A 24,208-nucleotide genomic window follows, 5' to 3' on the forward strand; every position below is an offset into this window, starting at 1 on the left:
CCCCCACGCCTCCCGGACCGTCCCTGACGACCACGGCGGTCCCTCCCGCGGCCGCGACGCAGCCGGGTGAAGCCTGAAGCGCCGTCAGCTCCACGGGGCATGCATGTGGTCTCCGCCGTATCCGGCCGGGTCGGCGGACACGACGCGCTGGAGGCGAGAGTGATGAACGAACGAGCCGGAAAGGCCGGCCCCCCCACCCTCAGGGTCCCGGTCCTCATCGTCGGCGGCTCCCTGGTGGGTCTGGCGACCTCGCTGTTCCTCGGACGGCTGGGGGTACCGCACCTGTTGGTGGAGCGGCACGCCGGCACCTCCATCCATCCGCGCGGCCGCGGCAACAACGTCCGCACGATGGAGCTGTTCCGGGTGGCGGGCGTGGAGCGGGGAATCCAGGACGCGGCCGCAACACTGGCCGACAACCACGGCATCCTGCAGGCGCCCACCCTCGTCGGCGACGCCGGCGAATGGCTGTTCCGGGACATCGACCCGGGCGGCGGCCTGGCCCGCTTCAGCCCCAGCTCCTGGTGCCTGTGCAGTCAGAACGACCTGGAGCCGGTGCTGCTCGACCACGCCCGGCGACTCGGCGGCGACCTGCGTTTCTCCACCGAACTCATGTCGTTCGAGGCCGACGCCCACGGCGTCGCCGCGGTGGCCAAGAGCCGTGAGACCGGTGAGCACCTGGCCATCCGCGCGGACTACCTCGTCGCCGCCGACGGCCCCCGCAGCCCCGTCCGGGAGCAGCTCGGCATCGGGCAGAGCGGCCCCGGCGACCTGTTCCACAACGTCAGCCTCACCTTCCGCTCCCGCGGCCTCGCCGACGTCGTGGGCGACCGCCGTTTCATCGTCTGCTACCTGACCAGCCCGGACGCCGACGGCGCCCTGCTGCCGGTGGACAACCGCGAGAACTGGGTCTTCCACGCTCCCTGGCACCCCGAACACGGCGAGACGCTCGAGGAGTTCACCGACGAGCGGTGCGTCGAGCACATCCGCCGCGCGGTCGGGGTCGCCGACCTCGACGTGGAGATCACCGGCAAGGCGCCCTGGCACGCCGCCCAGCGCGTCGCCCGCAGCTACCGGTCGGGCCGGGTGTTCCTGGCCGGCGACTCGGCGCACGAGATGTCGCCGACCGGGGCGTTCGGCTCCAACACCGGCATCCAGGACGCGCACAACCTCGCATGGAAGCTGGCCGCCGTGCTCGACGGCTGGGCGGGGGAGGAACTGCTCGACACCTACGACGCCGAGCGCCGTCCCGTCGCGGAGGCCACCAGCGCCCGGGCCGCCGCCCGGTCGGCCGAGCACAGCCACCCCGGCTTCGCCCCGCCGCCCGGCTCCGCGGGAGGCCCGCAGCGCGGCATCCTGAACGTGGCTCTCGGCTACCGCTACCCGCAGGGTGCGGTCGTCGGCGCCGACGAGACGGTCCCGGTCGTCCCGGAGGGTCTCGACCTGAGCGGCGCACCCGGCAGCCGGGCCCCCCACCTGTGGGTGCGGCGCGGGGACGAACGGATCTCCACCCTCGACCTCTACGAGCGGTCCCTGGTCCTGCTCAGCGACGCCGCCCGGCCGAGCGGCTGGCACGAGGCCGCCGGGCGCCTCGCCCGGGAGCTGTCGGTGCCGCTGAGGTCGTACCGGGTGGGCGAAGGCCCCGACGCCGACCTGACGCCGGAGGGCGACGCCGACTGGGCGGAGCGCCACGGCACGCCCCGCGGGGGCGCGGTGCTCGTACGGCCCGACGGATTCGTCGCCTGGCGGTCGCCGGGCCCGGACCCGGACGCGGAGTCCACGCTGCGCCACGTCCTGCAGACCGGCCTCGGACTGGGCTGATCCGGCGCCCTTCACCCGAGTGAACGCCCCGAGTGGTGCCGCGGCGTCCGTCGGCTGACGGTGGATCACGTCCCGGTCGGATCGTACGAGCTGACGAGGTGTCGGTCGCCCGGCCGTGACGGAAAGGCCATCAGATGCGCACTGCCCGGACGATCCCGGTCACCGCGGCGGCCCCGGCCGCCCCCGCGGACCCCTCGGCGACCGCGGCAGGACTCGGCGTCCTCGCCGTCGCCGGGGTCTGCGCCCTGTGCCGCCGGACCGCCGCCGGCGCGGCCTGACCGTGCCGGCCGCGATAGCGCAGCCGCGGCCGCCGCCCGCGCACCCGTGCGGCGGCCCGGCCCGCTCCCCGCGCCCGTCCGCCCCGCTGCCGCGCCCGAATGAGGTGTTCCACCGATGGCAGTCCCCCCTTCACCGTCCTCCCCTCCTCCCTCTTCCTCCCCCACACCCTCCGCGTCCTCGGCGTCCTCCGCGCCCCCCTCGGAGGGCGGCTCCCGCACCGGCGTGATGATGCTCTGCGCCACGGTCGCCGTCTTCCTCGCCGTGGGTCTGTGCGGCGGCAACGAGCCGTCGACCGGCGCCGGGCGCCCCCTGCACGCCTCCGGTCAGGCCACCCGCGCCGCCGCCCCGCCGGCCCCCTCCTCGTCGGGCGCCCGTGACGAGGAGCCCTCGGGCAGGCATCTGCGCCGGTCGAGACCGGTACGCCTCCTCATCCCGAAGATCTCGGTGAACGCGCCCTTCACCGACCTCGCCATCGGCCCCAGCGGCCGGCTGGACCCGCCCCCGGCGGACAACGTCAACCTGGTCGGCTGGCACGCCGCAGGAGCCTCTCCCGGCGAGGCGGGCACCGCGATCATCGCCGGGCACGTCGACACCAGGACGTCCCCCGCCGTCTTCGCCGGGCTCAGCGCGCTGACCGAGGGCGACGTCTTCCAGGTCGTGCGGGCCGACGGCAGCAAGCCGTCCTTCCGGGTGGACAGCGTGGAGACCTTCGAGAAGGCCGACTTCCCCGACGAACGCGTGTACGGCGACACCCCCCAGGCGCAGGTGCGGCTCATCACCTGCGCGGGGGAGTACGACCGCCGGGCCAAGGACTACACGGACAACCTGGTGGTCTTCGCGCATCTCCTGTGACGCCGGCCCGCCCAGTCACCCGCGTAGTTCATCCCCGGTCGCGCGCTCACGGGGACGGGCACACGATCGAGGAACGCTGACGTCGCATCACGCGGCCGACGTTCCCTTCCCCCCTCCGCGAAGGAGATGTGCGCAGGATGACCACCACGTCCGAACGTGTTGCAGGTTCGCGGGCGCGACAGGCGTCGCAACGTGTCTCGCAGTCCGTGTTCGACGGCTCCCGGCTCCGGGTCGTCCTGCTGGTCGACGTCTACGACGGCGCCCAGCAGCAGTTCCTGGAGGCCTACGAGCAGCTGTGCAACCAGGTCGCGTCCGTCCCCGGGCATGTGAGCGACCAGCTGTGCCAGTCCATCGAGAACCCCTCCCAGTGGCTCATCACCAGCGAGTGGGAGAGCGCGCCGCCGTTCCTCGCCTGGGTGAACAGCGAGGAGCACGTGCGGATGGTGGAGCCGCTGCACAGCTGCGTCCGCGACACCAGGTCGCTGCGCTTCCACGTGGTCCGCGAGACCGGCGGACCCGCGGCGGACGCGAAGGCGAACGGCCGCCGGCTGCAGACCTCGCCCCGGATCGGCGACGGCGTGATCCGGCACGCGCTCACCTTCACCGTCAAGCCGGGCAGCGAGGACATCGTTGCCAAGATCCTCTCCGACTACGCCTCGCCCGAGCCGCAGGTCGACGACACCACCCGGCTGTGCCGCACCTCGCTGTTCATGCACGGCAACCGCGTGGTGCGGGCCATCGAAGTGCGCGGCGACCTGCTGTCCGCGCTGCGCCATGTCTCCCGGCAGCCCGAGGTGCGGGCCGTGGAGGAGGCCATCAACCCCTATCTGGAGCAGGACCGGGACCTCAACGACCCCGAGTCCGCCCGGGTCTTCTTCACCCGCGCCGCGCTGCCCGCCGTCCACCACGTGACGGCGGACCGGCAGGACCCCCAGGCCGAGCGGTACGCCCTGTACTACCCGGCCCGGCCGGACCGCGGCATGAAGCTGGCCGAACTGCTCGCCCGGCAGGACGAGGCGGCCGCCGACGACCTGCGCAACCCCGTGCTGCGCAGCACGATCTTCCAGCGCGACGACGTCGTCGTACGGCTGATCGACGTGCGCGGCGGACTCGACGGCGCCGACCCCGGCCAGGCCCTCGGCCTGTCCGACCCGGCGCAGGCCGCGGAGCTGACGACGCTCGCGGAAGGCGTCGCCGACGCGGCTCCGGCCGGCGCGAAGGACGCCCTGCTCGCGCGGTTCCTCGAGCGCGCGCGCATGGACCTCGTCACCGACCGCAGGTCGCCCGACGCCTGATCCGTCATCACGTGGGCCGGGGCGGCGACCCGCCCCCCCACCTCGGCGCAGTACACCATCGGAGGAACGTCGTGATCACATCCCGTCCCAGAGTCGTGGATCTCAGCGAGATCGAGCCCAACACCCGCCGCGGCGGCGACCTGCGCGCCATGCTGACCCCGGCCACCGTCGGCTCGACCAGCGGTTTCATGGGCCTGGCCATCATCAAGCCCGGCGACCGCATCGGCGAGCACTACCACCCGTACTCCGAGGAGTTCGTGTACGTCGTGTGCGGGCAGCTGGAGGTGGACCTCGACGGCGAGGCCCAGGAGCTGCAGCCGGAGCAGGGCCTGCTGATCCCGCTCGGCATGCGCCACCGCTTCCGCAACGTCGGCAAGGTGGAGGCCCGGATGGTCTTCCACCTCGGTCCGCTGGCCCCGAGCCCGCCGCTCGGCCACGTCGACACCGAGGGGACCGACGCCGAGGCCGTGGTGATCGGCGCCGAGGCCGCCGGCCGACGTCAGGTCCGGTCATGACGAGACGGGTGGCGGTCACCGGCATAGGCATCGTCGCCCCCGGCGGCATAGGCGTCCCCGCCTTCTGGAACCTCCTCGTCGACGGCCGCACGGCGACGCGGGGCATCACCTTCTTCGACCCGGCCGGGCTGCGGTCGAGGATCGCCGCCGAGTGCGACTTCGACCCGGCGGCGCACGGACTGGACGCCGGGGACGTCGAACGCTGCGACCGCTACATCCAGTTCGCCATGGTCGCCGGAGACGAGGCGGTCCGGGACGCGGGCCTCGACCTCGCGGCGGAGAACCCCTGGCGGGTGGGCGTCTCCCTGGGCACCGCGGTCGGCGGGACCACCCGGCTGGAGAACGACTACGTGCTGGTCAGCGGGCACGGACAGCGCTGGGACGTCGACCACCGCCAGGCAGCCCCGCAGCTGCACCGCGCGTTCACGCCCAGCACCCTCGCCTCGACGGTCGCCGAGCGGTTCGGCGCGCGGGGGCCCGTGCAGACCGTCTCCACGGGCTGCACCTCCGGCCTCGACGCGGTCGGGTACGCCTTCCACACGGTGGAGGAGGGCCGGGCCGACATCTGCATCGCCGGCGCCTCGGACTCGCCGATCTCCCCGATCACCATGGCCTGCTTCGACGCCATCAAGGCGACATCCTGCAACAACGACGACCCCGCCCACGCCTCGCGTCCCTTCGACGCCGACCGCGACGGGTTCGTGATGGGGGAGGGCGGCGCGGTGCTCGTCCTGGAGGAGCTGGAGCACGCGCGGGCCCGCGGCGCGCACGTGTACTGCGAGCTCGGCGGGTACGCCACCTACGGCAACGCCTACCACATGACCGGCCTGACCAGCGAGGGCCTGGAGATGGCCCGGGCCATCGAGGACGCCCTGGACCACGCGCGGACCGACGCCACCGCGGTCGACTACGTCAACGCGCACGGCTCGGGCACCAAGCAGAACGACCGCCACGAGACCGCCGCGGTGAAGCGGGTCCTGGGCCGGCACGCCTACGACACCCCCATGAGCTCCATCAAGTCGATGGTGGGCCACTCGCTGGGCGCCATCGGAGCGATCGAACTCGTCGCCTGCGTCCTGGCGTTGGCTCACCAGGTGGTACCGCCGACCGCGAACTACGAGACGCCCGACCCCGAGTGCGACCTGGACTACGTCCCGCGCGTGGCCCGGGAGCGCAAGCTCTCCAGTGTGCTCTCGGTGGGCAGCGGGTTCGGCGGATTCCAGTCCGCGGTGGTCATGAACCGGCCGAGGGAGAAGACACGATGAGCGAACCCCTGCCACGGCGCGCGGCCGTCACGGGAATCGGCGTGGTCGCGCCCAACGGAGCCAGCACCGAGACCTTCTGGAAGTCCTCGAAGGAGGGCATCAGCGTCCTGGAACGGGTCACCCGTGAGGGCTGTGAGCACCTTCCGCTGCGGGTGGCCGGCCAGGTCCGCGACTTCGACCCGTCGGCGGCGATCGAGGAGCGCTTCCTCGTCCAGACCGACCGGTTCACGCACTTCGCGATGGCCGCCGCGGACCTCGCTCTCGACGACGCCGGCCTCGGCCGGCCGGAGACCGACGCCGCGCCGTACTCCGTGGGCGTGGTCACCGCGGCCGGTTCCGGCGGCGGCGAGTTCGGCCAGCGCGAGCTCCAGCAGTTGTGGAGCAAGGGCAGCCGTTTCGTCGGCCCCTACCAGTCCATCGCCTGGTTCTACGCCGCCAGCACCGGCCAGATCTCCATCCGCCGGGGGTTCAAGGGCCCCTGCTCGGTCGTCGCCGCCGACGAGGCCGGCGGTCTCGACGCCCTCGCCCACGCGGCGCGGGCCGTGCGGCGCGGCACCGACGTGATCGTGGCCGGGGCGACCGAGGCGCCGATCGCGCCGTACTCGATGGTCTGCCAGCTCGGCTACGAGGAACTCAGCACCGTCGACGACCCGGCCCGCGCCTACCGCCCGTTCACGTCCGCGGCCTGCGGGTTCGTACCGGCCGAGGGCGGAGCCATGGTCGTCGTGGAGGCGGCGGAGTCGGCCCGGGCGCGCGGCGCGCGGGTGCGGGCCTTCCTCGCCGGTCACGCGGCCACCTTCACCGGAGCCTCCCGCTGGGAGGAGTCCCGGCAGGGCCTCGCCGAGGCGATCCGGGGAGCTCTGGAGGAGGCGCACTGCGCGCCGGAGGAGATCGACGTGGTCTTCGCCGACGCGCTCGGCGTCCCGGCGGCGGACCGCGCCGAAGCACTGGCCATCGTCGACGCGCTCGGCCCGCACGGCGCCAGGGTGCCCGTCACCGCGCCCAAGACCGGTATCGGCCGCGGCTACTGCGCGGCGCCGCTGATGGACACCGCGGCCGCCGTGCTCGCCATGGAACACGGGCTGATCCCGCCCACCCCCAACGTCTTCGACATCTGCCATGACCTCGACCTCGTGACCGGCCGCGCCCGCACCGCACAGGTGCGCACGGCACTGGTCCTGAGCCGGGGGCTCATGGGCTCCAACTCGGCGCTCGTGCTGCGGCACGGCGTCGCCGACGCCTCGTAGCGGGGCGTCGCGCAGCAGGGAAGCAGCAGAGGAGAGGAACCCCATGACCGACCGCATCACCGTGGAAGAGCTGGCCGAACTCATGAAGAAGTCCGCCGGCGTCACCGTAGCGCCGGACGAGCTCCGGCAGCAGGACACCGCCTTCGCGACCCTGGGCGTGGACTCGCTCGGGCTGCTGGGCATCGTGGGCGAGCTGGAGAACCGGTACGGCACGCCGATGCCCCCGGACGCCGAGCGCTCCAAGACGCCCCGGCAGTTCCTCGACCTCGTCAACAGCGCACTCATGACAGGAGCGTGAGATGTCCGGACACACGCAGAACGAGATCACCATCGCGGCGCCCCTGGAACTGGTCTGGGAGATCACCAACGACCTGGAGAACTGGCCTCGGCTGTTCAGCGAGTACGCCTCGGTCGAGATCCTCTCCCGCGAGGGCCGCAAGACCACCTTCCGGCTGACCATGCACCCGGACGAGAACGGCACCGTGTGGAGCTGGGTCTCGGAGCGGGAGCCGGACCGGGACACCCGCACGGTGAAGGCCCGCCGGGTCGAGACGGGACCCTTCGACCACATGGACATCCACTGGCGGTACGAGGAGGTGCCGGGCGGCACGCGGATGGTCTGGACGCAGGACTTCGCGATGAAACCGCAGGCGCCGGTCGACGACGAGTGGATGACCGACAACATCAACCGGAACTCCAAGGTCCAGATGGCCCTGATCCGGGACCGCATCGAGAAGGCGGCCGCCGAGCGCGGCGCGACGCCCGGTCTGACCGACTGACCCTCACGGAGGACGGCCCCCCATGCACCAAGCACTGATCGTCGCCCGGATGGCCCCCGGATCGGCGCCCGACATCGCCAAGGTGTTCGAGGAGTCCGACCGCGGTGAGCTCCCGCGGCTCGTCGGCGTCGTCCGGCGCAGCCTCTTCCAGTTCGGCGACGTCTACATGCATCTGATCGAGTCCGAGCGCGACCCCGGCCCCGCCATCGCCAAGATCACCGGGCACCCGGAGTTCCGGGACGTCAGCGAGCGGCTGTCCTCGTACGTCAGCGCGTACGACCCCGAGACCTGGCGGTCGCCCAAGGACGCCATGGCGCAGCGCTTCTACCTCTGGGAGCGCGAGCCGGCGGGCTGAGGCCGCGCCGGACCACACCGGTCGCCGGGCCCGCGACGCGGCGGGCCCGGCGACCGGTGGTCCGAGGGGGTACGGGTGCGGGTTCAGCCCGCGACGTGACAGTCGAACGCGTGCAGGTACGGGTTGACCGGGCTGACGTCGTCGATGACCAGTCCGGCGGCGGTCAGCCGGGCGACCATGCTCTCGGTGGTGTGCTTCGCCCCGCCGACGTTGAGGAGCAGCATCAGGTCCATCGCGGTGCTGAACCGCATCGACGGCGTGTCGTCCACGAGGTTCTCGATGACCACGACCCGGGTGCCCGGGCCGCCCGCCTCGCGGACGTTGCGCAGCGTGCGGGCGGTGCTCTCGTCGTCCCACTCGAGGATGTTCTTGATGACGTAGACGTCCGCCTCGACCGGCACGGCCTCGCGCACGTCGCCGGGCACGATCCGGGCGCGGTCGGCGAGGTCGCCGCCCGGCAGCAGCCTCGGCACCGCGTTCTCCACCACCCGGGGCAGGTCGAGCAGGGCGCCCCGCATCGCCGGGTACTTGTCGAGCAGGCTCGCCACCACGTGGCCCTGGCCGCCGCCGAGGTCGGCGACCGACGCACATCCCGACAGATCCAGGAACGCCGCGACGTCCCGCGCCGACTGCACGCTGGACGTGGTCATCGCGCGGTTGAAGACGTCGGCCGACTCCGGGGCGTCCTCGTTGAGGTAGGAGAAGAACTCCTTCCCGTACAGGCCCTCCACGACGTTGCGCCCGGTGCGCACCGCCTCGTCCAGCAGCGGCCAGGCGTCCCAGGTCCAGGGCTCGGTGCACCACAGGGTGATGGCCCGCAGGCTGTTCGGGTCGTCCTCGCGCAGCAGCCGTGAGACGTCGGTGTGCGCGAACGTCCCGTCCGGCCGCTCGGCGAAGACGCCGTAGCAGGACAGGGCCCGCAGCAGCCGCCGCAGCTGCCGGGGCTCCGCCTTGACCGCGGCCGCGAGGTCCTCCACGGGCAGCGGGCTGTCGCCGAGGGCGTCGGCCACGCCCAGCCGGGCGGCCGCGCGCAGGGCGGCGGCGCACGCGGCCCCGAACGCGAGCTCCCGCATCCGCATGGAGGGCGGCGGTGCGGGGGGCGGGTCCTGCTCGGGCGGGTCCGACAGCTTGGGGGACTGAACGGTCGTCATGTGCCGCCTTCCTTCGTACTCGGGTCCCAGAGGTTCGACTTGCTTCGGTGCTTCGGTGCTTCGGTGCTTCGGTGCTTCGGTGCCGCGCCGTGCCGTGGTGCGTCGCGGGGTCAGCGACGGGTGCGGTCGGCCGGGCGGCACAGGCCGGCGGGCTTCGACGCCGCGCAGGCGTTGCCCTCGAAGGTGTTGCCCTTGCCCGCGGTGTCCGCGTTGACGAGGTCGGCCGGGGCGTTGCCCTCGAGCGTGTTGTCGCTGATCCTGTTCCGCTCGCTGGGGGTGCCGACGAAGCTCTTGAACAGCACGATGCCGCCGGACAGCGGCGATGCGCCGACGTTGTCCCTGATGACGTTGCGGGTGATCAGACTGTCCTCGGCGCCGGTCAGGACGATGCCGGAGCCCTGCAGCGCGTCCAGACGGGCGGTCTTCGGGCACGACTTGTTGTTGCGCTCGATACGGTTCTCCGTCACCGTCACCAGGCCGGCCCGCGGCTTGTTCTCGTCGCCGACGACGAACACCGCCGCGCAGTTGCCGGTGAGGCGGTTGGCCGCGAGGGTGAGGTTGCGCAGCCTGCGGACGGTGACGCCGATCCGGTTGCCCTCGAGCCGGTTGTGCTCGACGACCGTTCCCCCGGTGTCGACGGCGCCCATCTCCTCCTTGACCGAGTTGGCGAGGAAGAGACCCGCGTCGCCGTTGTCCCGTGCGGTGTTGCCCCGGAACACGCCGTGCAGGGAGCCCTCCTGGGCGATGCCCCACACGCCGTTCTTCTCGGCGGTGACGTTGCGGACCGTCAGGTTGTCGGCGGCCATGGCGTAGACGCCCGACCGGGTGAAGCCCGTGACGGTCAGGTTCGCGACGGTGACGTCCTCGACGTGCTGTTCCTTCGTGCCGAGCACGCAGACGCCGTTGCCGCTCTCGGCGCAGCCCGCGGCCGGGGCGGCCGGCTCGGCCGCGGGTTTGGCCGCCGGCTTCGCGGCGGGCTTCGTCGCGGGTTTGGCCGCCGGCTTCGCGGCGGGCTTCGCCGCGGACTGGGCGGCGCCGGTGGCCGTCGCCCCGGTGCCCGCCGTGGTCGCGCCGGGGGCGGCTGCGGCCGGGCGGATGACCGTGCCGCGGCCCATGCCGCGCAGGGTCAGTCCGGGTGTCTTCACGGTGACGCTCTCGCGGTACGTGCCGAAGGCCACCAGAACGGTGTCGCCCGGCGCCGCGGCGTCCACGGCCCGCTGGATCGATTGTCCCGGATGCACCACGTGCACACGGTGGGCCGGTTGCCCGGTGGCGGGGGCGGCGGCGCCGAGCCCCGTCCCGAGGAGGGTCGCACTGCACGCCAGGTACGCGATATGGCATTTCTTCATATTGCGCACGCTATGACCCGATGCCGGGTTACCCGGCGGGATGGGCCATCCAAGGGCGTGTCCGGCGTGTCCGGTGCGTTCGGCGTATCCGTCGTGCCCTGTGTGTCCGGCGTGCCGGCCGTCGCCGGTTCCCGGGGCGCGCCGCTCGGGCGGCGCGCCCGGTGTCCGTCGGCCTCAGCGTCCGTCGCCCCGGCCCCGCCGGCTGTTTCCGGACGAGCGGCGGGGGAGTCGCGGCGGACGGGCTGCGGCGGGCCCCTCCTGCACCGGGCTCGTCCTGCCCGCGTCGTCCTGCCAGGCCTCGTAGTCGGTGAAGGCGTCGCCGGAGTCCGGACCGCCGAAGGGCCCCGCGCCGCCCGCGCCCCGCGCCGCCGGGAGGTCTCTGACCATGGCCAGCGCCAGGGTGTCGGAATCGGGCATCGCGTCCGCCGGACGCTGGGCGACCGTGTCGGGCAGCATGACGAGGCACGTGGTGCCGGACTTCTCCGCGGACGGGCGCAACTGGACGCGGATGCCGTGGCGTTCGGCGAGCCGGCCGACCACGAACAGTCCCATGTGCTGGGCGATGTCGACGTCGACGGTCGGCGGGTTCGCCAGTTTGTGGTTGATCACCGCGAAGTCGTCCGCATCGAGGCCGATGCCCTCGTCGTGGATCTCGATCATGATCCGGCCGTCGGGAAGCCGGGAGCCGGTGACCCGCACCGCCGAGTGCGGGGAGGAGAACGCGGTGGCGTTCTCCAGCAGTTCGGCGAGCAGGTGCACGAGGTCGGTCACGGCCTGGCCCTGGATCTGGGCCTCCGGGAGGCCGGCGAACCGGATGCGCTCGTACTGCTCCACCTCCGAGGAGGCCGCGCGGACGACGTCGACCAGCGGCAGCGGGCGGTCCCACTGCTGTGCGGGCCGCTCCCCGCCCAGCACCAGGAGGTTCTCGCCGTTGCGGCGCACCCGTGTGGCGAGGTGGTCCAGTTTGAAGAGGTTCTCCAGCTGCTCCGGGTCCGTCTCGTTGTCCTCCAGGCTGGTGATCATGGCGAGTTGGCGCTCGATCAGGGACTGGCTGCGGCGCGAGAGGTTGGTGAAGATCGCGTTGATGTTGCCGCGCAGCAGCGCCTGCTCGGCCGCGAGCCGGACGGCCTCGCGGTGTACGTGGTCGAAGGCCCGGGCGACCTCGCCGATCTCGTCGGTGGTGTCGATCGCGATGGGGGTGACCCGGGTGTCCACCTTGCCTGGGTCGCTCTGCGACAGCTGGTCGATCACGGCGGGCAGCCGCTGTCCGGCGATCTCGATGGCGGAGGCGCTCAGCTTGCGCATGCCGGTGACCATCGTGCGGGCCACCCAGGTGGCGAGCAGGAAGGCGACGAGCACCGCCGCCAGCACCAGCGCGGCGTTGGTGATCGCGTCCCCGCGCGCCTGGTCGGCGATGTCCTGGGCGCTGGCGAGCGCGGCGTCGGTGAGATACACCTGCACGCCGCGGTAGGCGTCGAAGCCCAGGGTGGACGCGGCGAAGAAGGACTGCGGGGTGATGCCCTGCTCGGCGAGGTCCGCGGCGGGCTTCCCGGTGGCGATCGCGGCGATCATCGCATCCATCGAAGGCGGGGCGACGTACTTCTGCCCCGCCGCCTCGGCCTGGGCGGCGGCCGCTGCGGTCTGCTGCTTGCCCCGGGCCTCGGCGTCGGTCAGCGCCTTCTGCAGGCGTGCCATGTCCGCGGTGGTGGCGGCGCCCGCGAACTCCTGGAGACCCACCTGCTCCAGGTAGGCGTACGAGCGGAAGGAGGCGAGCTGGGTCTCCAGTTCGCCAGGGGCGAGGGCGTCGCGGTCGTCCACCAGCAGATGCGTGCCGATCGCGCGGATCAGGGACTCGGCGGCCTGCGTCAGGGACACGGCGTAGAGCGTCCGGCCGAAGCTGGCCTGGTTGTCGCTGCCGTACCCGAGTTCGTTGGAGATCTCCATCAGGGGGTGCTGGACGGTGTGGTAGCTCTCCTCCGTCTGCACCCCGGACATCCGTTTGGTGAAGGCGTTGGCCCGTACGGCGGGGAGCTGCTTCTCGCCCTCGCGCACCAGCTGCACGCGCCGCACGAGGCCGCTGTTCTGCGGCATCCGGGCGACCGCCGCGTTGAACGCCTTCGCGTCTGCGTCGGTGATCTGCCGGGCCTGCACGACGGCGGCGGTCTCCTTCTTCTCCGCCACGAGCGGGATGACCGAAACGTCGCGTTCGTTGATCGCGTCGCTCGCGTACTTGTTCGCGGCCTGGACCAGTTCCGCCACGCGGACCGCGTCGTCGGCGTCCTGCCAGGTGTCCACCGAACGTTTCACCCGGATGCCCCCGAACACGAGGGCCACGAGCACCGGGATGAGGAGAACGGCGCGCAGCCGTCTGCCCACGGGCCAGTTGCGAGTGAGGGATCTCCGTCCCTCCGCTGCGGGTGAGTTGTTCGGCACGCTGTCCTCATCGCCTGTGGAACGCCCCGCGCGGGATGCGCCGGTACCCCTCACTACGGCGCGTCGGCAGCACTGCGTTCAGAAGTGGTGCAACTTTCACCAAACTAGTGCTGTTCACGTCCCGTTGGCTACCGGTGACCGCATGACTTTGCCCACGACGGCCGCGGCGCGCGCCGGGCGGAGTCACGGGGCGCACTCACGCGCGGCCGTGCGACTCCTGCGAGCGCCGTGACAGGGCGTCGATGACCACGGCGGCGAACAGCACGCCGCCGGTGATGATGAACTGGACGGCCGGCGGAGTGTCCGTGATGGCCATGCCCGACGCGATCGACTGGATCACCAGCATGCCCAGCACCGCCGACCAGGTGGTGCCGCGTCCGCCGAACAGGCTGGTGCCGCCGATGACGGCCGCGGCGATGGCGTTCACCAGCAGGACGCCGGACCCCGAGCTCTGGCTCACCGAGGTGATGCGCGAGGCCAGGAACAGACCGCCGATCGCGGCCATCGTGCCCGAGACCGCGAGCACCGCGGTCTGCACCCAGGTCACGCTGAGACTGGCCCGGCGGGAGGCCTCGACGCTGCCGCCCAGCGCGTAGACCTGGCGTCCGTAGTGCGTGCGGCGCAGCATGACGTCGAGGCCGGCCACCATCACGAGGAAGACCAGCAGGGCCAGCGGCAGCCCCTGGAACCGGTTCAGCAGGTAGGCCACGGCGAAGGCGACCGCCGCGAGAGCGGCGGTGCGCACCACGGTGCCGCGCAGCGAGCGGTGCGGCATGTCGAGGACCCGGCGGCGGCGCCGGTCCCGGTCGCAGGCGAAGAAGTACGCCCCCGCGGCGAGTGCCGCCAGGCCGTAGGCGACGGCGTCCTGAGTGAAGTAGTAGCTGGTGAGCCTGGCGATCAGGCCGTTCTCGTCCAGGTTGACGGTGCCGCTGTCGCCGAGGATGGCGAGCATGAGGCCGTTCCAGGTGAGCAGACCGGCCAGCGTGACCACGAACGCCGGCACCCGGGTCCGGGCGATGGAGTAGCCCTGCACGGTCCCCGCGACCGTGCCCGCCAGCACCGCGACGATCAGCGCGAGCCATTCCGGCGCCCCGTGATTCACGTTCAGCACGGCGAAGACGGCCGCGGCCAGGCCGCTGATCGAGCCGACGGAGAGGTCGAGTTCGCCGAGCAGCAGCACGAAGACGATGCCGACGGCGATCAGCCCCGTGCCCACGATGTCCACGCTGAGATTGGAGAGGTTGCGCGGCGAGAGGAAGTTCTCGTTGAGGGACTGGAAGGTGATCCACACGACGGCCAGGACGAGGACGACGGGGAGCGAACCCAGTTCGCCGGCGCTCAGCCTGCGCCGGAACGACGTCACTGCGCTCTCCATCGCGCGGGCGACGGCCCGCATGCTCTTCACCACCCCGCCTCCCGGCCGGCCGGCCGGCGCGGCACGTTCTCCGTGGCGCCGGTGATGGACGAGACGATCTGTTCCTGCGATGCGGTGTTCACGTCGAAGAAGCCGTTGTTGCGCCCCAGCCGTAGTACGACGGCCCGGTCCGCGAGCGCCTTCACGTCGCCCATGTTGTGACTGATGAGCAGCACGCCCAGCCCGCGGTCGCGCAACCGGTCCACCAGGTCGAGCACCTCGGTGCTCTGCTCGAACCCGAGAGACGCGGTCGGCTCGTCCAGCAGCAGGACTCTCGGATCGCCCAGGAGCGAGCGGGCGATGGCCACCGTCTGCCGCTGACCGCCGGAGAGCGAGACGACGGGGCCGCGCAGATCGGGCATGCCCCGGGTGAGGCGTTCCAGCAGCTGCCGGGTGCGGCGTTCCATCTCCACCTCGTCCAGGAACCCGAACCGGCGGATCTCCCGGCCGAGGAACAGGTTTCCGACGACGTCGAGGTTCCCGCACAGCGCCAGGTCCTGGTAGACGGTGGCGATGCCGAGGTCGCGGGCGTCGTGCGGACGCCGGATGTGCACCGGCGCGCCACGCCACTCGATGACGCCCTTCTCCGCGGGTGCCACTCCGGAGATCACCTTGACCAGGGTGGACTTGCCGGCCCCGTTGTCTCCGAGCAGGGCGACGACCTGGCCGGAGTGGATCTCCAGATCGATGTCGTCGAGAACCCGGACGACGCCGAAGCGCTTGCACACCCCGCGCAGCGCCAGCAACGGGGGGTCCGGCACGCAAACCACCTTCTTCCCGGGAGCGGGGACGCGCGGCGTCAGGTGAGTCCGGCCCTGTCGCAGGCGGCCCGGAGTTGAGGTGTGCAGATCTGCTGGACGGTGTGCAGGCCGTCCTTGACGACCGTGTCCCCGATGTTGTCGACCGTCACGGACACCGGTGTGAGCAGCACCGACGCGACGGGCTCGCCGCCGCGTGTCGGCACCTCGCCGGTGGCGACGGGCTCGAGGCTCTCCCCGCGCGCCGCCGCCACGGCCATGGCGCCGCCGGCCGCCGCCTCGGGCCCGAACGGCTTGAAGACGGTCATGTACTGGTCGCCGCCGACGATGCGGCGCAGCGCGGGAAGTTCGGCGTCCTGTCCGGTGACCGGCGGCAGCGGGGTGACCTTGTTCGCCTTGAGCGCCGAGATGCTGCCGCCGGCGAGACCGTCGTTGGCCGCGTAGACCCCGTCGACGGACTCGGGGCCGAGTGCCGCCAGCGCCCCGGTCATGTTCATGTGCGCGGTCTCCGGCCGCCACTGCGGGGTGTCGTACGCCTTGCCGATCTTCACCTTGCCGGCGAGCACGGAGAGCGCGCCCCGCCGGAACGCCCTGGCGTTGGGGTCGCTCGGGTCGCCGTTCATCATGACGATCTGGGCGCCGGGCACCTTGTCGCCCATCGCGTGCAGCAGGGCCCTGCCCTGGAGCCGGCCGACCTCCACCCCGTCGAAGGAGACGTAGCCCGAGATGGGGCCCTCGGCGAGCCGGTCGTAGGCGATGACGGGGATGCCGGCCTCATGGGCCTTGGCGACCGCGGGGCCGAGCGAGCGCGCGTCCACGGCCACCAGCACGATGGCGTCGACGCCCTTGGTGATCATCGAATCCATCTGCTCCTGCTGGAGCGCCACATCCCCCTTGGCGTTGGCGTGTTCGACCTTACAGTCGCCGCAGAGACGGGCGATCCGTTTCTCCAGCAGCGGCCTGTCCTGGCCCTCCCAGCGGGGTGTGGTGGAGTCCGGCAGCAGCAGACCGATGCGCGGCCCGCTCCCGCCGCCGCGGGGCTCGCTTCCGGCGTCCGCCCCGCAGGCGGCCAGGACCACCGCCGCGCAGAGCACGGTCAGGGCCATCACCGTGTCCCGAATGCAGGCCTTCATATGCGATACCTGCCGTAGACGACAATAAGGTGGATATGTTCGGCTGATCCTTATATGCGATTCTGGTGGGTGGGTGCCCCGATCTCAACCTCTCGGCACCTGCGGCAGGACGGGAGGTACGTTGCGGACATGCCTCGACCGGGCCCTGACCTTCGCCGGAGCGACGCTGGCGGCGGTCTACGCGCCCGGCGCAGCCGAAGGAGAACTCCGGCTGGTGGACACGTCCGGAGGAACCCCTTCCGGACAGCGGCCGCCGGAGCGCCTGCCGCTGTCCGGTGACTCGCCCGCAGTGCTCGCCTACCGCACCGACCGCCCCCTCTGGCTGCCCCCCGGCACCCCTCCCGGACCACTCGGAGCGCTCCCCCTGGACGCGGAAGGACGGCGGCTGGGCTGCCTCCTCGTCCTCGGCTCGTCCGCGGACGGCTTCGAGAACGAACAGCGCCGGTTCCTGGAGCGGTACGCCGACGCCGTCGCCGTCCTGCTCGGACCGGCCGCCGAACCGACGGAGACGGCGTCCCTGCTGGCGCCCGCCCTGCACAGCCTGCGGGTCGGCTCCTTCGTCCTCTTCCCCGACACCGGCCTGATAGAGGCCGACGAGACCCTGCTCGACCTGGTCGGCATCACCCCCGACGACTTCGACGGCAAGGTCGACACCCTGCTCGCCCACGCCCTGCCGGAGGACATGCACGCCCTGATGACGGTCCTTGAGCCCGCGGACCTGGAGTCCGGCCGGCGCGACCTGGAGTTCCGGGTCCGCGGCCCCAAGGGCGAGATGCGCTGGCTGAGCCTGAGCTGCCGGACCGCGCCCGCCGCCGACGGCCGCCCCGACGGCGTGCTCGGCGTGGTGACCGCGACCCCGGTGCTGCGCCGCGGAGCCGACGACGTCTCCCGCATCCAGTGGCTGACCGCCGCCCTCGACGACGCCGCGACGGTCCGCGACGTCGGCCGCGTGGTGGTCGCCGCCCTGCGGGAGCCGCTGGCCGCCGACCGCGTCGCCCTCGCCGCGCTGCAGGACGACCGGCTCATGGTCACCGTCCTCGACCCGCCCCAGCCCGCGGCCTGGCCCGAGGCCTGGCGCTCGGAATGGCGCACCGAATGGCCCGACGCACCGCTGCGCGCCCTGCCCACCCTGCGGGACGCGTTGCGCGACGGCCGGATGGACCTGTGGCCCACCGACGCCGACCTCGAACCCGGCCTGTCCGGCATCGGCCCCGGGGGACTGGCCGTCCTGCCGCTGCCCGCCAAGGGCAGCGTCGCCGGCGTGTGCCTGGTCGGCTGGGACCGGCCGCACGAGTTCGTCCCCGAGGAGCGCTCCCTGCTCACCGCGACCGCCGCCCTCGTCGGCCAGGCCCTCAAACGGGCCCACGCGCACGACGCCGAGCAGGAACTCGCCACCATGCTCCAGCGCAGCCTGCTGCCCCGGCGCCTGCCCGAACTCCCCGGCGGAACCGCCGTCGCCCGCTATCTGCCGGCCCGGCGCGGCCTGCAGGTGGGGGGCGACTGGTACGACGTCATCGCCCTCTCCCAGGACCGGGTGGCGCTGGTCATCGGAGACGTGCAGGGACACAGCGCCGGAGCCGCGACGATCATGGGCCAGATGCGGACGGCGGTCCGGGCCTACGCCATGGAGGGCCACCCGCCCGACGTGGTCGTCTCCCACGCCAACCGGCTCCTCGTCGGCATGGAGACCGACCTGTTCGCGACCTGCTGCTACGCCGAACTGGACATGGAGGAGGGCAACACCCTGTTCGTGCGGGCCGGTCATCTGGCGCCCCTGCTGCGCAGGCCCGACGGCGAGACCGAGGAGGTGGAGGTCGCGGGAGGCCCCCCGCTGGGCATCCTCGCCGAGGCCGACTTCCCCATGACGGCCGTCGAACTGACCCCCGGCACCGTCCTCGCCCTGGTCACCGACGGCCTGGTGGAGGCCGCCGACCTCCCACTCGACGAGGGCATGCGACGCGCCCGCACCGCGCTCGCCGCGGCCGACCCCGTGGACCTCGGCCGCACGGCCGACCTCCTGCTCGGCGACGCCGGCCGCCGCGAGGACGACGTGGCGCTGCTGCTCCTGCGCTACGACGGCATGAAGACCCGCCCCATCCGGGCCGGCTGGATGGTGTGGCGGCTGCCCGACGCCGTGATGCACGCCCGCCGCTTCACCGCGCGCACCCTGCGCCGCTGGGAGGTCCAGGAGGCGGCCGACGCCGTGCTGCTGGTCGTCTCCGAGCTCGTCACCAACGCCCTCGTGCACACACAGGGGCCCGTCCGTCTGGACCTGATCCTGCGCGGCGACCGGGTCCGCGTCTGCGTGAGCGACTCCTCGCCGCGCGCCCCCGCCAAACCGGTGATCGTCGACTGGGAGTCCACCGGCGGCCGCGGCCTGCTGCTGGTCGAGGCGATGTCCGACACGTTCGGCTCGGTCCCGGTGGCCGGCGGAAAACAGGTGTGGAGCGAGATCGTCGTACCGGAGGCAGTGCCGTGAGCACCCGACGCAGATACGCAGCCGCGGTGGCCGGCGCGGCCCTTCTCACCCTGCCCCTGGCCTCCTGCGACAGCGCGGGGCAGAGCGGCGACCACGGGGGCTTCACCGTCGGCCTGCTGCTCCCCAGCCGGGCCGTCCCACGCTGGGAGCACTCGGACCGGCCGCTGATCGAGGCGCAGGTGAAGAAGCTGTGCCCGGCCTGCAAAGTCGAGTACGCCAACGCCGAGAACGACGTGACCAGGCAGCGGCAGCAGATGGTGTCCATGGTCACCAAGGGCGCGAAGGTCCTGATCCTCGACGCCGCCGACACCCGGGCGCTGCGCTCCTCCATCCAGGAGGCGCGCCGCGCGGGCGTCCCCGTCGTCGCCTACGACCGCCTCGCCGAGGGCCCCGTCACCGGCTACGTCGGCTTCGACGGGCACGAGGTCGGCCGGCTCCAGGGCGCGGCGCTCCTCGAAGCCCTGGGCAGGCGGGCCGAGAACGCCGACGTCGTCATGGTCAACGGCGACCCCACCAGCCCCAACGCGGCCCTGTACCGCAAGGGCGCGCTCTCCGTCCTCGCCGGCGAGGTGACGATCGCCAGGTCGTACAACACGCTGGACTGGAGCGCGCAGAACGCCCACGCCAACATGTCCGCCGCCATCGCGGCCCTCGGCCCGGACCGGATCGACGGCGTGCTGGCGGCCAACGACTCCATCGCCTCGGGTGTGATCTCCTCGCTCAAGAGCGCCGGCGTCACCGAGCTCCCGCCCGTCACCGGCCAGGACGCCGACCTCGACGCCGTGCGGCGGATCGTCAAGGGCGAGCAGTACATGACGGTGTACAAGCCGTTCAAGGACGAGGCCTCCGCGGTGGCCGCCATGGCCGTCGCCGTGGGACGGGGCGACGATCCCCGCGACAGCGCCGCCACGACCGTCGACAGCCCCACCACCGAGGACATCCCTTCGGTCCTGCTCACCCCGACCGCCGTGACGGCCGAGGACATCGAACCGGTCCTGGTCGAGAAGGGCGTCTACACCGTCGCCCAGATCTGCACCCCGGCACTGCGCACGGCCTGCGACCGGGTCGGGCTCACCTCGTGAGCCCCGTCGGGCGTCAGCGCTGGTACGGCTGCTGCTGCGGCTGCCCGTAAGCCTGACCGCCGACGTGACCGGCGGCCTGCGCCTGCAGCTGCTCGGCCTGCTCCTTGGCCACCTGCTGCTCCGCGCCGCAGAACGTGCACTGGGTCGCGTACTTCGAGGAGATCGGGAACAACGGCACGAAGAACAGCGTGAACTTCGTGACCCGCTTCCTGAGGGTGTGCGCGGCGGGGTTGCCGCAGCGGCCGCACACCAGCGTCAGTATCGCCAGCTGGTAGAGGTATCCCTTGGTGCCGAAGATGATCACGTCGTGCTTCCTTCTGGGGTGGGTGTCCGTCCGGACGAGGGTCCGTCCGGGTGTCCTTCGGGACGGCTGTCGCACCGCACAGTCTGCTGCATGGCGGGATCACCCGGGTGAGCGGCAGGCGGGTCGATGCCGTGGGCCACGCGGGCGATCTCCCGGCCGCGACGGCGACGGTCGCCGCCGGGGCGCCGCCATGGTCGTCTGGCCGCCGCACAAGGCGGTTCAGGCTTCCTCCGAGAAGAGGTCTCATGACCCGACTTCCCCGTTCGGCGGGCGTCACCGCCGCTGTACTCGCCCTCGGGCTGCTCGCCACGGCGCCGGCCGCCGGAGACGAGCCGACGGTGTCGGCGCCGCGCGTCGTCGCCCACTTCGACCTCGCCAAGGGCGAGTCACCGGAGAACATCGCGCTCGAACCCGACGGCTCTGCCGACCTGACGTTCTCGACCGCCCGGCAGGTCGTCAACGTCACCCGCGAGGGCCGCAAGCGGCTCCTCGCGACGCTGCCCGCCGTGCCGGACGCGTCCACGCCCGTCGTCGGCAGGGCCGTCGTGCTCGGCATCGCCCGCGCGCAGAACGGCACCCTGTACGTCACCTACGCCACCGGCACCCGCGCGACCGGCATCTGGCGCGTCCCCGCCGGCGGCGGCAGGCCCCGCCAGATCGCCCAGCTGCCGGCGACGGGGTTCCCCAACGGCCTCGCCCTCGACGAGCGCCGAGGCGTGTTCTACGTCGCCGACTCGGTGCTGGGTACCGTCTGGCGCGTACCGCGCGCGGGCGGCAGGCCCACCGCGTGGGCCTCGGGCGCGGAGCTCGAGCCGCGCAACGCGCGGCCCGCGGCCCGGGTCGGAGCCAACGGTCTGCGCCTGCACCGCGGCTCCGTGTGGGTGTCCAACACCAACGCCGGAACCCTGCTGCGCATCCCGGTCCGGGAGAACGGCTCGGCCTGCCCGATCGAGACCCGGGCGACGGGCCTCTACGCGCTCGACGACTTCGGGTTCGTCGAGCGGCACCGCGACACGGCCCTCGTCGCGCTGACCGGCGGCAGCGAGGTCGCCCTGGTCCGCCCGGACGGCGCCCACCAGGTCGTCCTCGACCGCAAGGCCGGACTGTCCAACCCCACCGCCGTGGCCGTGCGCGGCCGGACCGCCTACGTCACCGGCGCGGCGTACTTCACCCAGAAGGACCCCAACCTCGTCCTGGCCCAGGTACGCCAGCGCGCCCGGAACTAGGGCGCACCGAAGGCGCCGGCGGCCCGGCTCCGTGAAGCGGGCGCCGGGGCCGTCGGAGCGGCCCGGGCCGCGTCAGGCCGCCGGATGGACCAGGCCGTACTCGTAGGCGTAGGCGACCGCCTGGACGCGGGCGCGGGCGCCGATCTTGGCGAGGATGTGGCTGACGTGCGACTTGACGGTGGTCGGGGCGATGGACAGCCGCGCGGCGATCTCCGCGTTGGACCGGCCGGAGGCGACCGCGACGAGCACGTCGCGTTCGCGCTCGGTGAGGGCGTCGGGCCCGGCCGCGCCTTTGCGGGGGAGCGCGGCGCGGTCGTGGCGGACGGTGTCGATGAGCGCCCGGGTCAGTCCGGGCGTGATGACGGCGTCCCCCGCCGCCACCACGCGGACGGCCGCGGTCAGCTCGTCGGGGGTGGCGTCCTTGAGCAGGAAGCCCCCGGCGCCCGCGCGCAGCGCGGCGTAGGCGTACGCGGCGTCACCGGTGGAGGTCAGGACCAGCACGCGCGGCGCGCGCCCGGGCGCCCCTCCCCCCTCGCCGACCGCGGCGAGGGGGGAGGGGCGGGCGATGCGGCGGATGGTGTCGATGTCGTCCGGGAGCGGACGGCGGACGTCCATCAGGACGACGTCGGGGCGGAGCGCCGCGCTCATGCGCACCGCTTCGGCGCCGCTCGCCGTGGCGCCCACCACGGTGATGTCGGGTACGGCGGCCAGCAGCATGCGCAGGCCGGCACGTTGGAGGGACTGATCGTCGACGATGAGTACGCAGGCCATGGCTGTCGTTCTCCATGCGGTGGGGGCGAACGCCTCGAGGGAACGAAACTGTTTCGTTCACTTGTGAGTCAGAATAGACCCCGGAGCCATCGAAACGGCATCGTTTCCATGTGGCGTGCGTCACGGCGCACGTCACCGCCCGCGGCCGCGTCACGGCGCGCGTCATGGCGGGGTCGCGCAGGGCGAGAGGGCCGGCGCCTGTCGGCGGCCGGCCCTCTCTCGTCACTTCCCGGCTGTCGGCGTCAGGCCCAGCAGCCGTTCACGGTCGCGGCGAGCCCGTCCATCGCGTCCTTGATGTCGTTCGGGTTGGCGGTGGAGCCGTTCTCGACGAAGGAGAACACCTTCCACTTGCCGTCCTTGCCCTGCGTGAGGCCGCTCAGTGCGATGGCTCCCGTGAGGGTGCCGGTCTTCGCGTGCACCTTGCCGACCGCGCACTTGGAGTTCACGTCGTCGAAGCGGCCCCACTCCGGTCCGAGGGTGCTGCCCGCCTCGCCGGAGACGGGCAGTCCGTCCAGGATGGAGCCGAGGACGTGGGCGTTGCGCGGCTTCGTCAGCAGTTCGAGGATGTCCGCGAGGGTGGCGGCCGGGATCCGGTCCGCCCGGGACAGGCCGCTGCCGTCGTACATCTCGAAGTGGTCGAGCGACACCCCGTACCGCCCGCTCAGCACCTGACGCACCACCTCCGTGCCCGCCTCGAAGGTGGCCGGACGGCCCGCGCCCAGGGCGGTCATCCGCAGCAGGGTCTCGGCGATGTTGTTGTCGCTGGTCTTGAGCATCCTGTGGACGATGTCCGACAGCGGCGCCGACCGGTGCCGGGCGACCGGGAAGTCCGTCGCCTTCGCCGTGGCCCGGGTGACGGCGCCGTCCACGGTGACGCCGGCCGCGGTGAGCTGCCGCGCGAACGCCTGCCCGGCGTCCAGGGAGGTGTCCTGCACGCCGTGTCCGTCGACGACCAGCGCACGCACCGGCGCGACGGAGTCGGGGTAGTAGCCGGTGTTCCAGCCGTTGGCCAGAGTGGGTTCGGGGAAGAGGCTGTCGTCGACGGCGACCTTCACCGACGTCAGCCCGGCGGCCTTGAGGCCGGCCACCGCGCTGCTCGCCAGCTCGCCGAGGTCCGCGCCGGTGAGCGTGCGGTCGCCGCCGCCGACGAGGGTGAGAGTGCCGTCCCCGTAGAGGACCCTGGTGGTGAACCGGTGGTCGGGCCCGAGCACGGTGAGCGCCGCGGTCGACGTGGCGAGCTTGACGTTGGACGCCGGCATCAGCGCCGTCGCCCCGTTGTGGTCCCAGAGGTCGGCGCCCGAATCGGCGTCGAGGACCACGCCGCTGACGTCGGAGCCCAGCCGCTGGTCCAGGACCCGGGTCGCGAGATTGGCGGCCATCTGCTGGTCGTCCGTGTCGAGACCCGGGGACGGGGACGTGTCCTTGGCCGTCGTGCCGACGCCCTTGTCCACGGCGAACGCCGAGGGGCCCGCCAGGGCGGCCGAGGTGACGGGCACGGCCAGTGCGAGCACGAGCGCCCTGCGCAGGCCCACGCCGCTCTGCCGGGCCTTGCGGTGTCTGCGCCGGCCGCCCGGCGTGAAGGAAGAGGTGGAGGATTCCGGCATTATGTCGTCCATGGGGGTTTCTCAGGGCTTTCGTGGGGGGTCGCGCAAGGGGAATTCCGGCGCACCTTATCACCTGTCACATGTGCTCCACAGGCAATG

22 protein-coding genes are annotated in these 24,208 nt (G+C 72.6%); 13 read left to right on the forward strand and 9 right to left on the reverse strand.

All coding sequences use genetic code 11. The annotated features are described in order from the left end of the window. Positions 1 to 162 precede the first annotated feature (162 nt). The 10 genes from ACH4ZA_RS14675 to ACH4ZA_RS14720 all read left to right on the forward strand — a co-directional run bounded on the left by ACH4ZA_RS14675 (position 163) and on the right by ACH4ZA_RS14720 (position 8,405). A complete protein-coding gene (locus ACH4ZA_RS14675) occupies positions 163 to 1,818 on the forward strand; it encodes an FAD-dependent oxidoreductase (protein ID WP_398429607.1) in 1,656 nt (551 codons plus the stop codon). Between the two features lie 134 nt (positions 1,819 to 1,952). Beyond that, a complete protein-coding gene (locus ACH4ZA_RS14680; protein ID WP_398429609.1) occupies positions 1,953 to 2,096 on the forward strand; it encodes a hypothetical protein in 144 nt (47 codons plus the stop codon). 115 nt (positions 2,097 to 2,211) lie between these two features. After that, positions 2,212 to 2,949: a class F sortase gene (locus ACH4ZA_RS14685; protein WP_398429611.1), complete on the forward strand. Its 738-nt coding sequence runs from the start codon at positions 2,212 to 2,214 to the stop codon at positions 2,947 to 2,949. 137 nt (positions 2,950 to 3,086) lie between these two features. Continuing rightward, the gene (locus ACH4ZA_RS14690) at positions 3,087 to 4,244 is read left to right on the forward strand and encodes a SchA/CurD-like domain-containing protein (protein WP_398429612.1); all 1,158 of its coding nucleotides are present in this window, start codon (positions 3,087 to 3,089) and stop codon (positions 4,242 to 4,244) included. A 71-nt stretch (positions 4,245 to 4,315) separates the two neighbouring features. Next, on the forward strand, positions 4,316 to 4,759 hold the full coding sequence (locus ACH4ZA_RS14695; protein WP_398429613.1) for a cupin domain-containing protein: 444 nt from the start codon (positions 4,316 to 4,318) through the stop codon (positions 4,757 to 4,759). Further along, positions 4,756 to 6,024 (forward strand): beta-ketoacyl-[acyl-carrier-protein] synthase family protein, encoded by a 1,269-nt coding sequence (locus ACH4ZA_RS14700; RefSeq protein ID WP_398429614.1) that lies wholly within the window; start codon positions 4,756 to 4,758, stop codon positions 6,022 to 6,024. Before ACH4ZA_RS14695 ends, ACH4ZA_RS14700 begins: the two co-directional genes overlap by 4 nt. Further along, positions 6,021 to 7,271, forward strand: coding sequence for a ketosynthase chain-length factor (locus ACH4ZA_RS14705; protein WP_398429615.1), 1,251 nt, complete (start codon positions 6,021 to 6,023; stop codon positions 7,269 to 7,271). Before ACH4ZA_RS14700 ends, ACH4ZA_RS14705 begins: the two co-directional genes overlap by 4 nt. A gap of 43 nt (positions 7,272 to 7,314) precedes the next feature. Further along, positions 7,315 to 7,569, forward strand: coding sequence for an acyl carrier protein (locus tag ACH4ZA_RS14710; RefSeq protein ID WP_057580843.1), 255 nt, complete (start codon positions 7,315 to 7,317; stop codon positions 7,567 to 7,569). Position 7,570: 1 nt separating this feature from the next. Next, a complete protein-coding gene (locus ACH4ZA_RS14715) occupies positions 7,571 to 8,050 on the forward strand; it encodes an SRPBCC family protein (RefSeq protein WP_398429617.1) in 480 nt (159 codons plus the stop codon). Between the two features lie 22 nt (positions 8,051 to 8,072). Continuing rightward, positions 8,073 to 8,405 (forward strand): TcmI family type II polyketide cyclase, encoded by a 333-nt coding sequence (locus tag ACH4ZA_RS14720; RefSeq protein WP_351678178.1) that lies wholly within the window; start codon positions 8,073 to 8,075, stop codon positions 8,403 to 8,405. Between the two features lie 83 nt (positions 8,406 to 8,488). Here ACH4ZA_RS14720 and ACH4ZA_RS14725 read toward each other — a convergent pair whose 3' ends face one another. The 6 genes from ACH4ZA_RS14725 to ACH4ZA_RS14750 form a co-directional block, all read right to left on the reverse strand. Next, positions 8,489 to 9,556: a methyltransferase gene (locus tag ACH4ZA_RS14725; RefSeq protein WP_398429618.1), complete on the reverse strand. Its 1,068-nt coding sequence runs from the start codon at positions 9,554 to 9,556 to the stop codon at positions 8,489 to 8,491. Between the two features lie 110 nt (positions 9,557 to 9,666). Next, positions 9,667 to 10,905 carry a nitrous oxide reductase family maturation protein NosD gene (locus tag ACH4ZA_RS14730; RefSeq protein ID WP_398429619.1) on the reverse strand — a complete coding sequence of 413 codons (1,239 nt, stop codon included), beginning with the start codon at positions 10,903 to 10,905 and terminating at the stop codon, positions 9,667 to 9,669. A gap of 174 nt (positions 10,906 to 11,079) precedes the next feature. Next, complete coding sequence (locus ACH4ZA_RS14735) at positions 11,080 to 13,338, reverse strand: nitrate- and nitrite sensing domain-containing protein (protein ID WP_398429620.1); 2,259 nt, start codon at positions 13,336 to 13,338, stop codon at positions 11,080 to 11,082. Positions 13,339 to 13,534: 196 nt separating this feature from the next. Then, a complete protein-coding gene (locus ACH4ZA_RS14740; RefSeq protein WP_398429866.1) occupies positions 13,535 to 14,734 on the reverse strand; it encodes a sugar ABC transporter permease in 1,200 nt (399 codons plus the stop codon). A gap of 5 nt (positions 14,735 to 14,739) precedes the next feature. Then, entirely contained in the window at positions 14,740 to 15,513 is a 774-nt protein-coding gene (locus tag ACH4ZA_RS14745; protein ID WP_398429621.1) for an ATP-binding cassette domain-containing protein, read from the reverse strand. Between the two features lie 38 nt (positions 15,514 to 15,551). Further along, the gene (locus ACH4ZA_RS14750; RefSeq protein ID WP_398429622.1) at positions 15,552 to 16,643 is read right to left on the reverse strand and encodes a sugar ABC transporter substrate-binding protein; all 1,092 of its coding nucleotides are present in this window, start codon (positions 16,641 to 16,643) and stop codon (positions 15,552 to 15,554) included. 121 nt (positions 16,644 to 16,764) lie between these two features. Between ACH4ZA_RS14750 and ACH4ZA_RS14755 the strand changes: the two genes are divergently transcribed. Both ACH4ZA_RS14755 and ACH4ZA_RS14760 read left to right on the forward strand, forming a co-directional pair. Further along, positions 16,765 to 19,122, forward strand: a complete 2,358-nt coding sequence (locus ACH4ZA_RS14755; protein ID WP_398429623.1) for a SpoIIE family protein phosphatase — start codon at positions 16,765 to 16,767, stop codon at positions 19,120 to 19,122. After that, on the forward strand, positions 19,119 to 20,204 hold the full coding sequence (locus tag ACH4ZA_RS14760) for a sugar ABC transporter substrate-binding protein (RefSeq protein WP_398429624.1): 1,086 nt from the start codon (positions 19,119 to 19,121) through the stop codon (positions 20,202 to 20,204). The genes ACH4ZA_RS14755 and ACH4ZA_RS14760 overlap by 4 nt, the downstream gene beginning before the upstream one ends. 13 nt (positions 20,205 to 20,217) lie before the next feature. On the opposite strand, the gene ACH4ZA_RS14765 is transcribed toward ACH4ZA_RS14760, so the two are convergent. Beyond that, positions 20,218 to 20,508: a zinc-ribbon domain-containing protein gene (locus ACH4ZA_RS14765; protein ID WP_398429626.1), complete on the reverse strand. Its 291-nt coding sequence runs from the start codon at positions 20,506 to 20,508 to the stop codon at positions 20,218 to 20,220. A 245-nt stretch (positions 20,509 to 20,753) separates the two neighbouring features. Here ACH4ZA_RS14765 and ACH4ZA_RS14770 point away from each other — a divergent pair, with 245 nt between their 5' ends. Next, positions 20,754 to 21,734, forward strand: coding sequence for a hypothetical protein (locus ACH4ZA_RS14770; RefSeq protein ID WP_398429627.1), 981 nt, complete (start codon positions 20,754 to 20,756; stop codon positions 21,732 to 21,734). 72 nt (positions 21,735 to 21,806) lie between these two features. Here the strand turns inward: ACH4ZA_RS14770 and ACH4ZA_RS14775 are convergent, their stop codons facing one another. Both ACH4ZA_RS14775 and dacB read right to left on the reverse strand, forming a co-directional pair. Beyond that, positions 21,807 to 22,505, reverse strand: coding sequence for a LuxR C-terminal-related transcriptional regulator (locus tag ACH4ZA_RS14775; RefSeq protein WP_398429629.1), 699 nt, complete (start codon positions 22,503 to 22,505; stop codon positions 21,807 to 21,809). Between the two features lie 242 nt (positions 22,506 to 22,747). Then, a complete protein-coding gene (gene dacB, locus ACH4ZA_RS14780) occupies positions 22,748 to 24,121 on the reverse strand; it encodes a D-alanyl-D-alanine carboxypeptidase/D-alanyl-D-alanine-endopeptidase (protein WP_398429631.1) in 1,374 nt (457 codons plus the stop codon). Between the last annotated feature and the right edge of the window lie 87 nt (positions 24,122 to 24,208).

The organism is Streptomyces sp. NPDC020597, from assembly GCF_044335095.1.
GTDB lineage: Bacteria > Actinomycetota > Actinomycetes > Streptomycetales > Streptomycetaceae > Streptomyces.

Excerpts from the sequence above, each read along its gene's own strand:
- ACH4ZA_RS14725 (WP_398429618.1), bottom strand. The coding sequence starts at position 9,556 with ATGACGACCGTTCAGTCCCCCAAGCTGTCGGACCCGCCCGAGCAGGAC.
- ACH4ZA_RS14705 (WP_398429615.1), top strand. The coding sequence starts at position 6,021 with ATGAGCGAACCCCTGCCACGGCGCGCGGCCGTCACGGGAATCGGCGTG.
- ACH4ZA_RS14685 (WP_398429611.1), top strand. The coding sequence starts at position 2,212 with ATGGCAGTCCCCCCTTCACCGTCCTCCCCTCCTCCCTCTTCCTCCCCC.
- ACH4ZA_RS14680 (WP_398429609.1), top strand. The coding sequence starts at position 1,953 with ATGCGCACTGCCCGGACGATCCCGGTCACCGCGGCGGCCCCGGCCGCC.
- ACH4ZA_RS14730 (WP_398429619.1), bottom strand. The coding sequence starts at position 10,905 with ATGAAGAAATGCCATATCGCGTACCTGGCGTGCAGTGCGACCCTCCTC.
- ACH4ZA_RS14775 (WP_398429629.1), bottom strand. The coding sequence starts at position 22,505 with ATGGCCTGCGTACTCATCGTCGACGATCAGTCCCTCCAACGTGCCGGC.
- ACH4ZA_RS14770 (WP_398429627.1), top strand. The coding sequence starts at position 20,754 with ATGACCCGACTTCCCCGTTCGGCGGGCGTCACCGCCGCTGTACTCGCC.
- ACH4ZA_RS14710 (WP_057580843.1), top strand. The coding sequence starts at position 7,315 with ATGACCGACCGCATCACCGTGGAAGAGCTGGCCGAACTCATGAAGAAG.
- ACH4ZA_RS14700 (WP_398429614.1), top strand. The coding sequence starts at position 4,756 with ATGACGAGACGGGTGGCGGTCACCGGCATAGGCATCGTCGCCCCCGGC.
- ACH4ZA_RS14690 (WP_398429612.1), top strand. The coding sequence starts at position 3,087 with ATGACCACCACGTCCGAACGTGTTGCAGGTTCGCGGGCGCGACAGGCG.
- ACH4ZA_RS14740 (WP_398429866.1), bottom strand. The coding sequence starts at position 14,734 with ATGCGGGCCGTCGCCCGCGCGATGGAGAGCGCAGTGACGTCGTTCCGG.
- ACH4ZA_RS14750 (WP_398429622.1), bottom strand. The coding sequence starts at position 16,643 with ATGAAGGCCTGCATTCGGGACACGGTGATGGCCCTGACCGTGCTCTGC.
- ACH4ZA_RS14720 (WP_351678178.1), top strand. The coding sequence starts at position 8,073 with ATGCACCAAGCACTGATCGTCGCCCGGATGGCCCCCGGATCGGCGCCC.
- ACH4ZA_RS14715 (WP_398429617.1), top strand. The coding sequence starts at position 7,571 with ATGTCCGGACACACGCAGAACGAGATCACCATCGCGGCGCCCCTGGAA.
- dacB (WP_398429631.1), bottom strand. The coding sequence starts at position 24,121 with ATGGACGACATAATGCCGGAATCCTCCACCTCTTCCTTCACGCCGGGC.
- ACH4ZA_RS14675 (WP_398429607.1), top strand. The coding sequence starts at position 163 with ATGAACGAACGAGCCGGAAAGGCCGGCCCCCCCACCCTCAGGGTCCCG.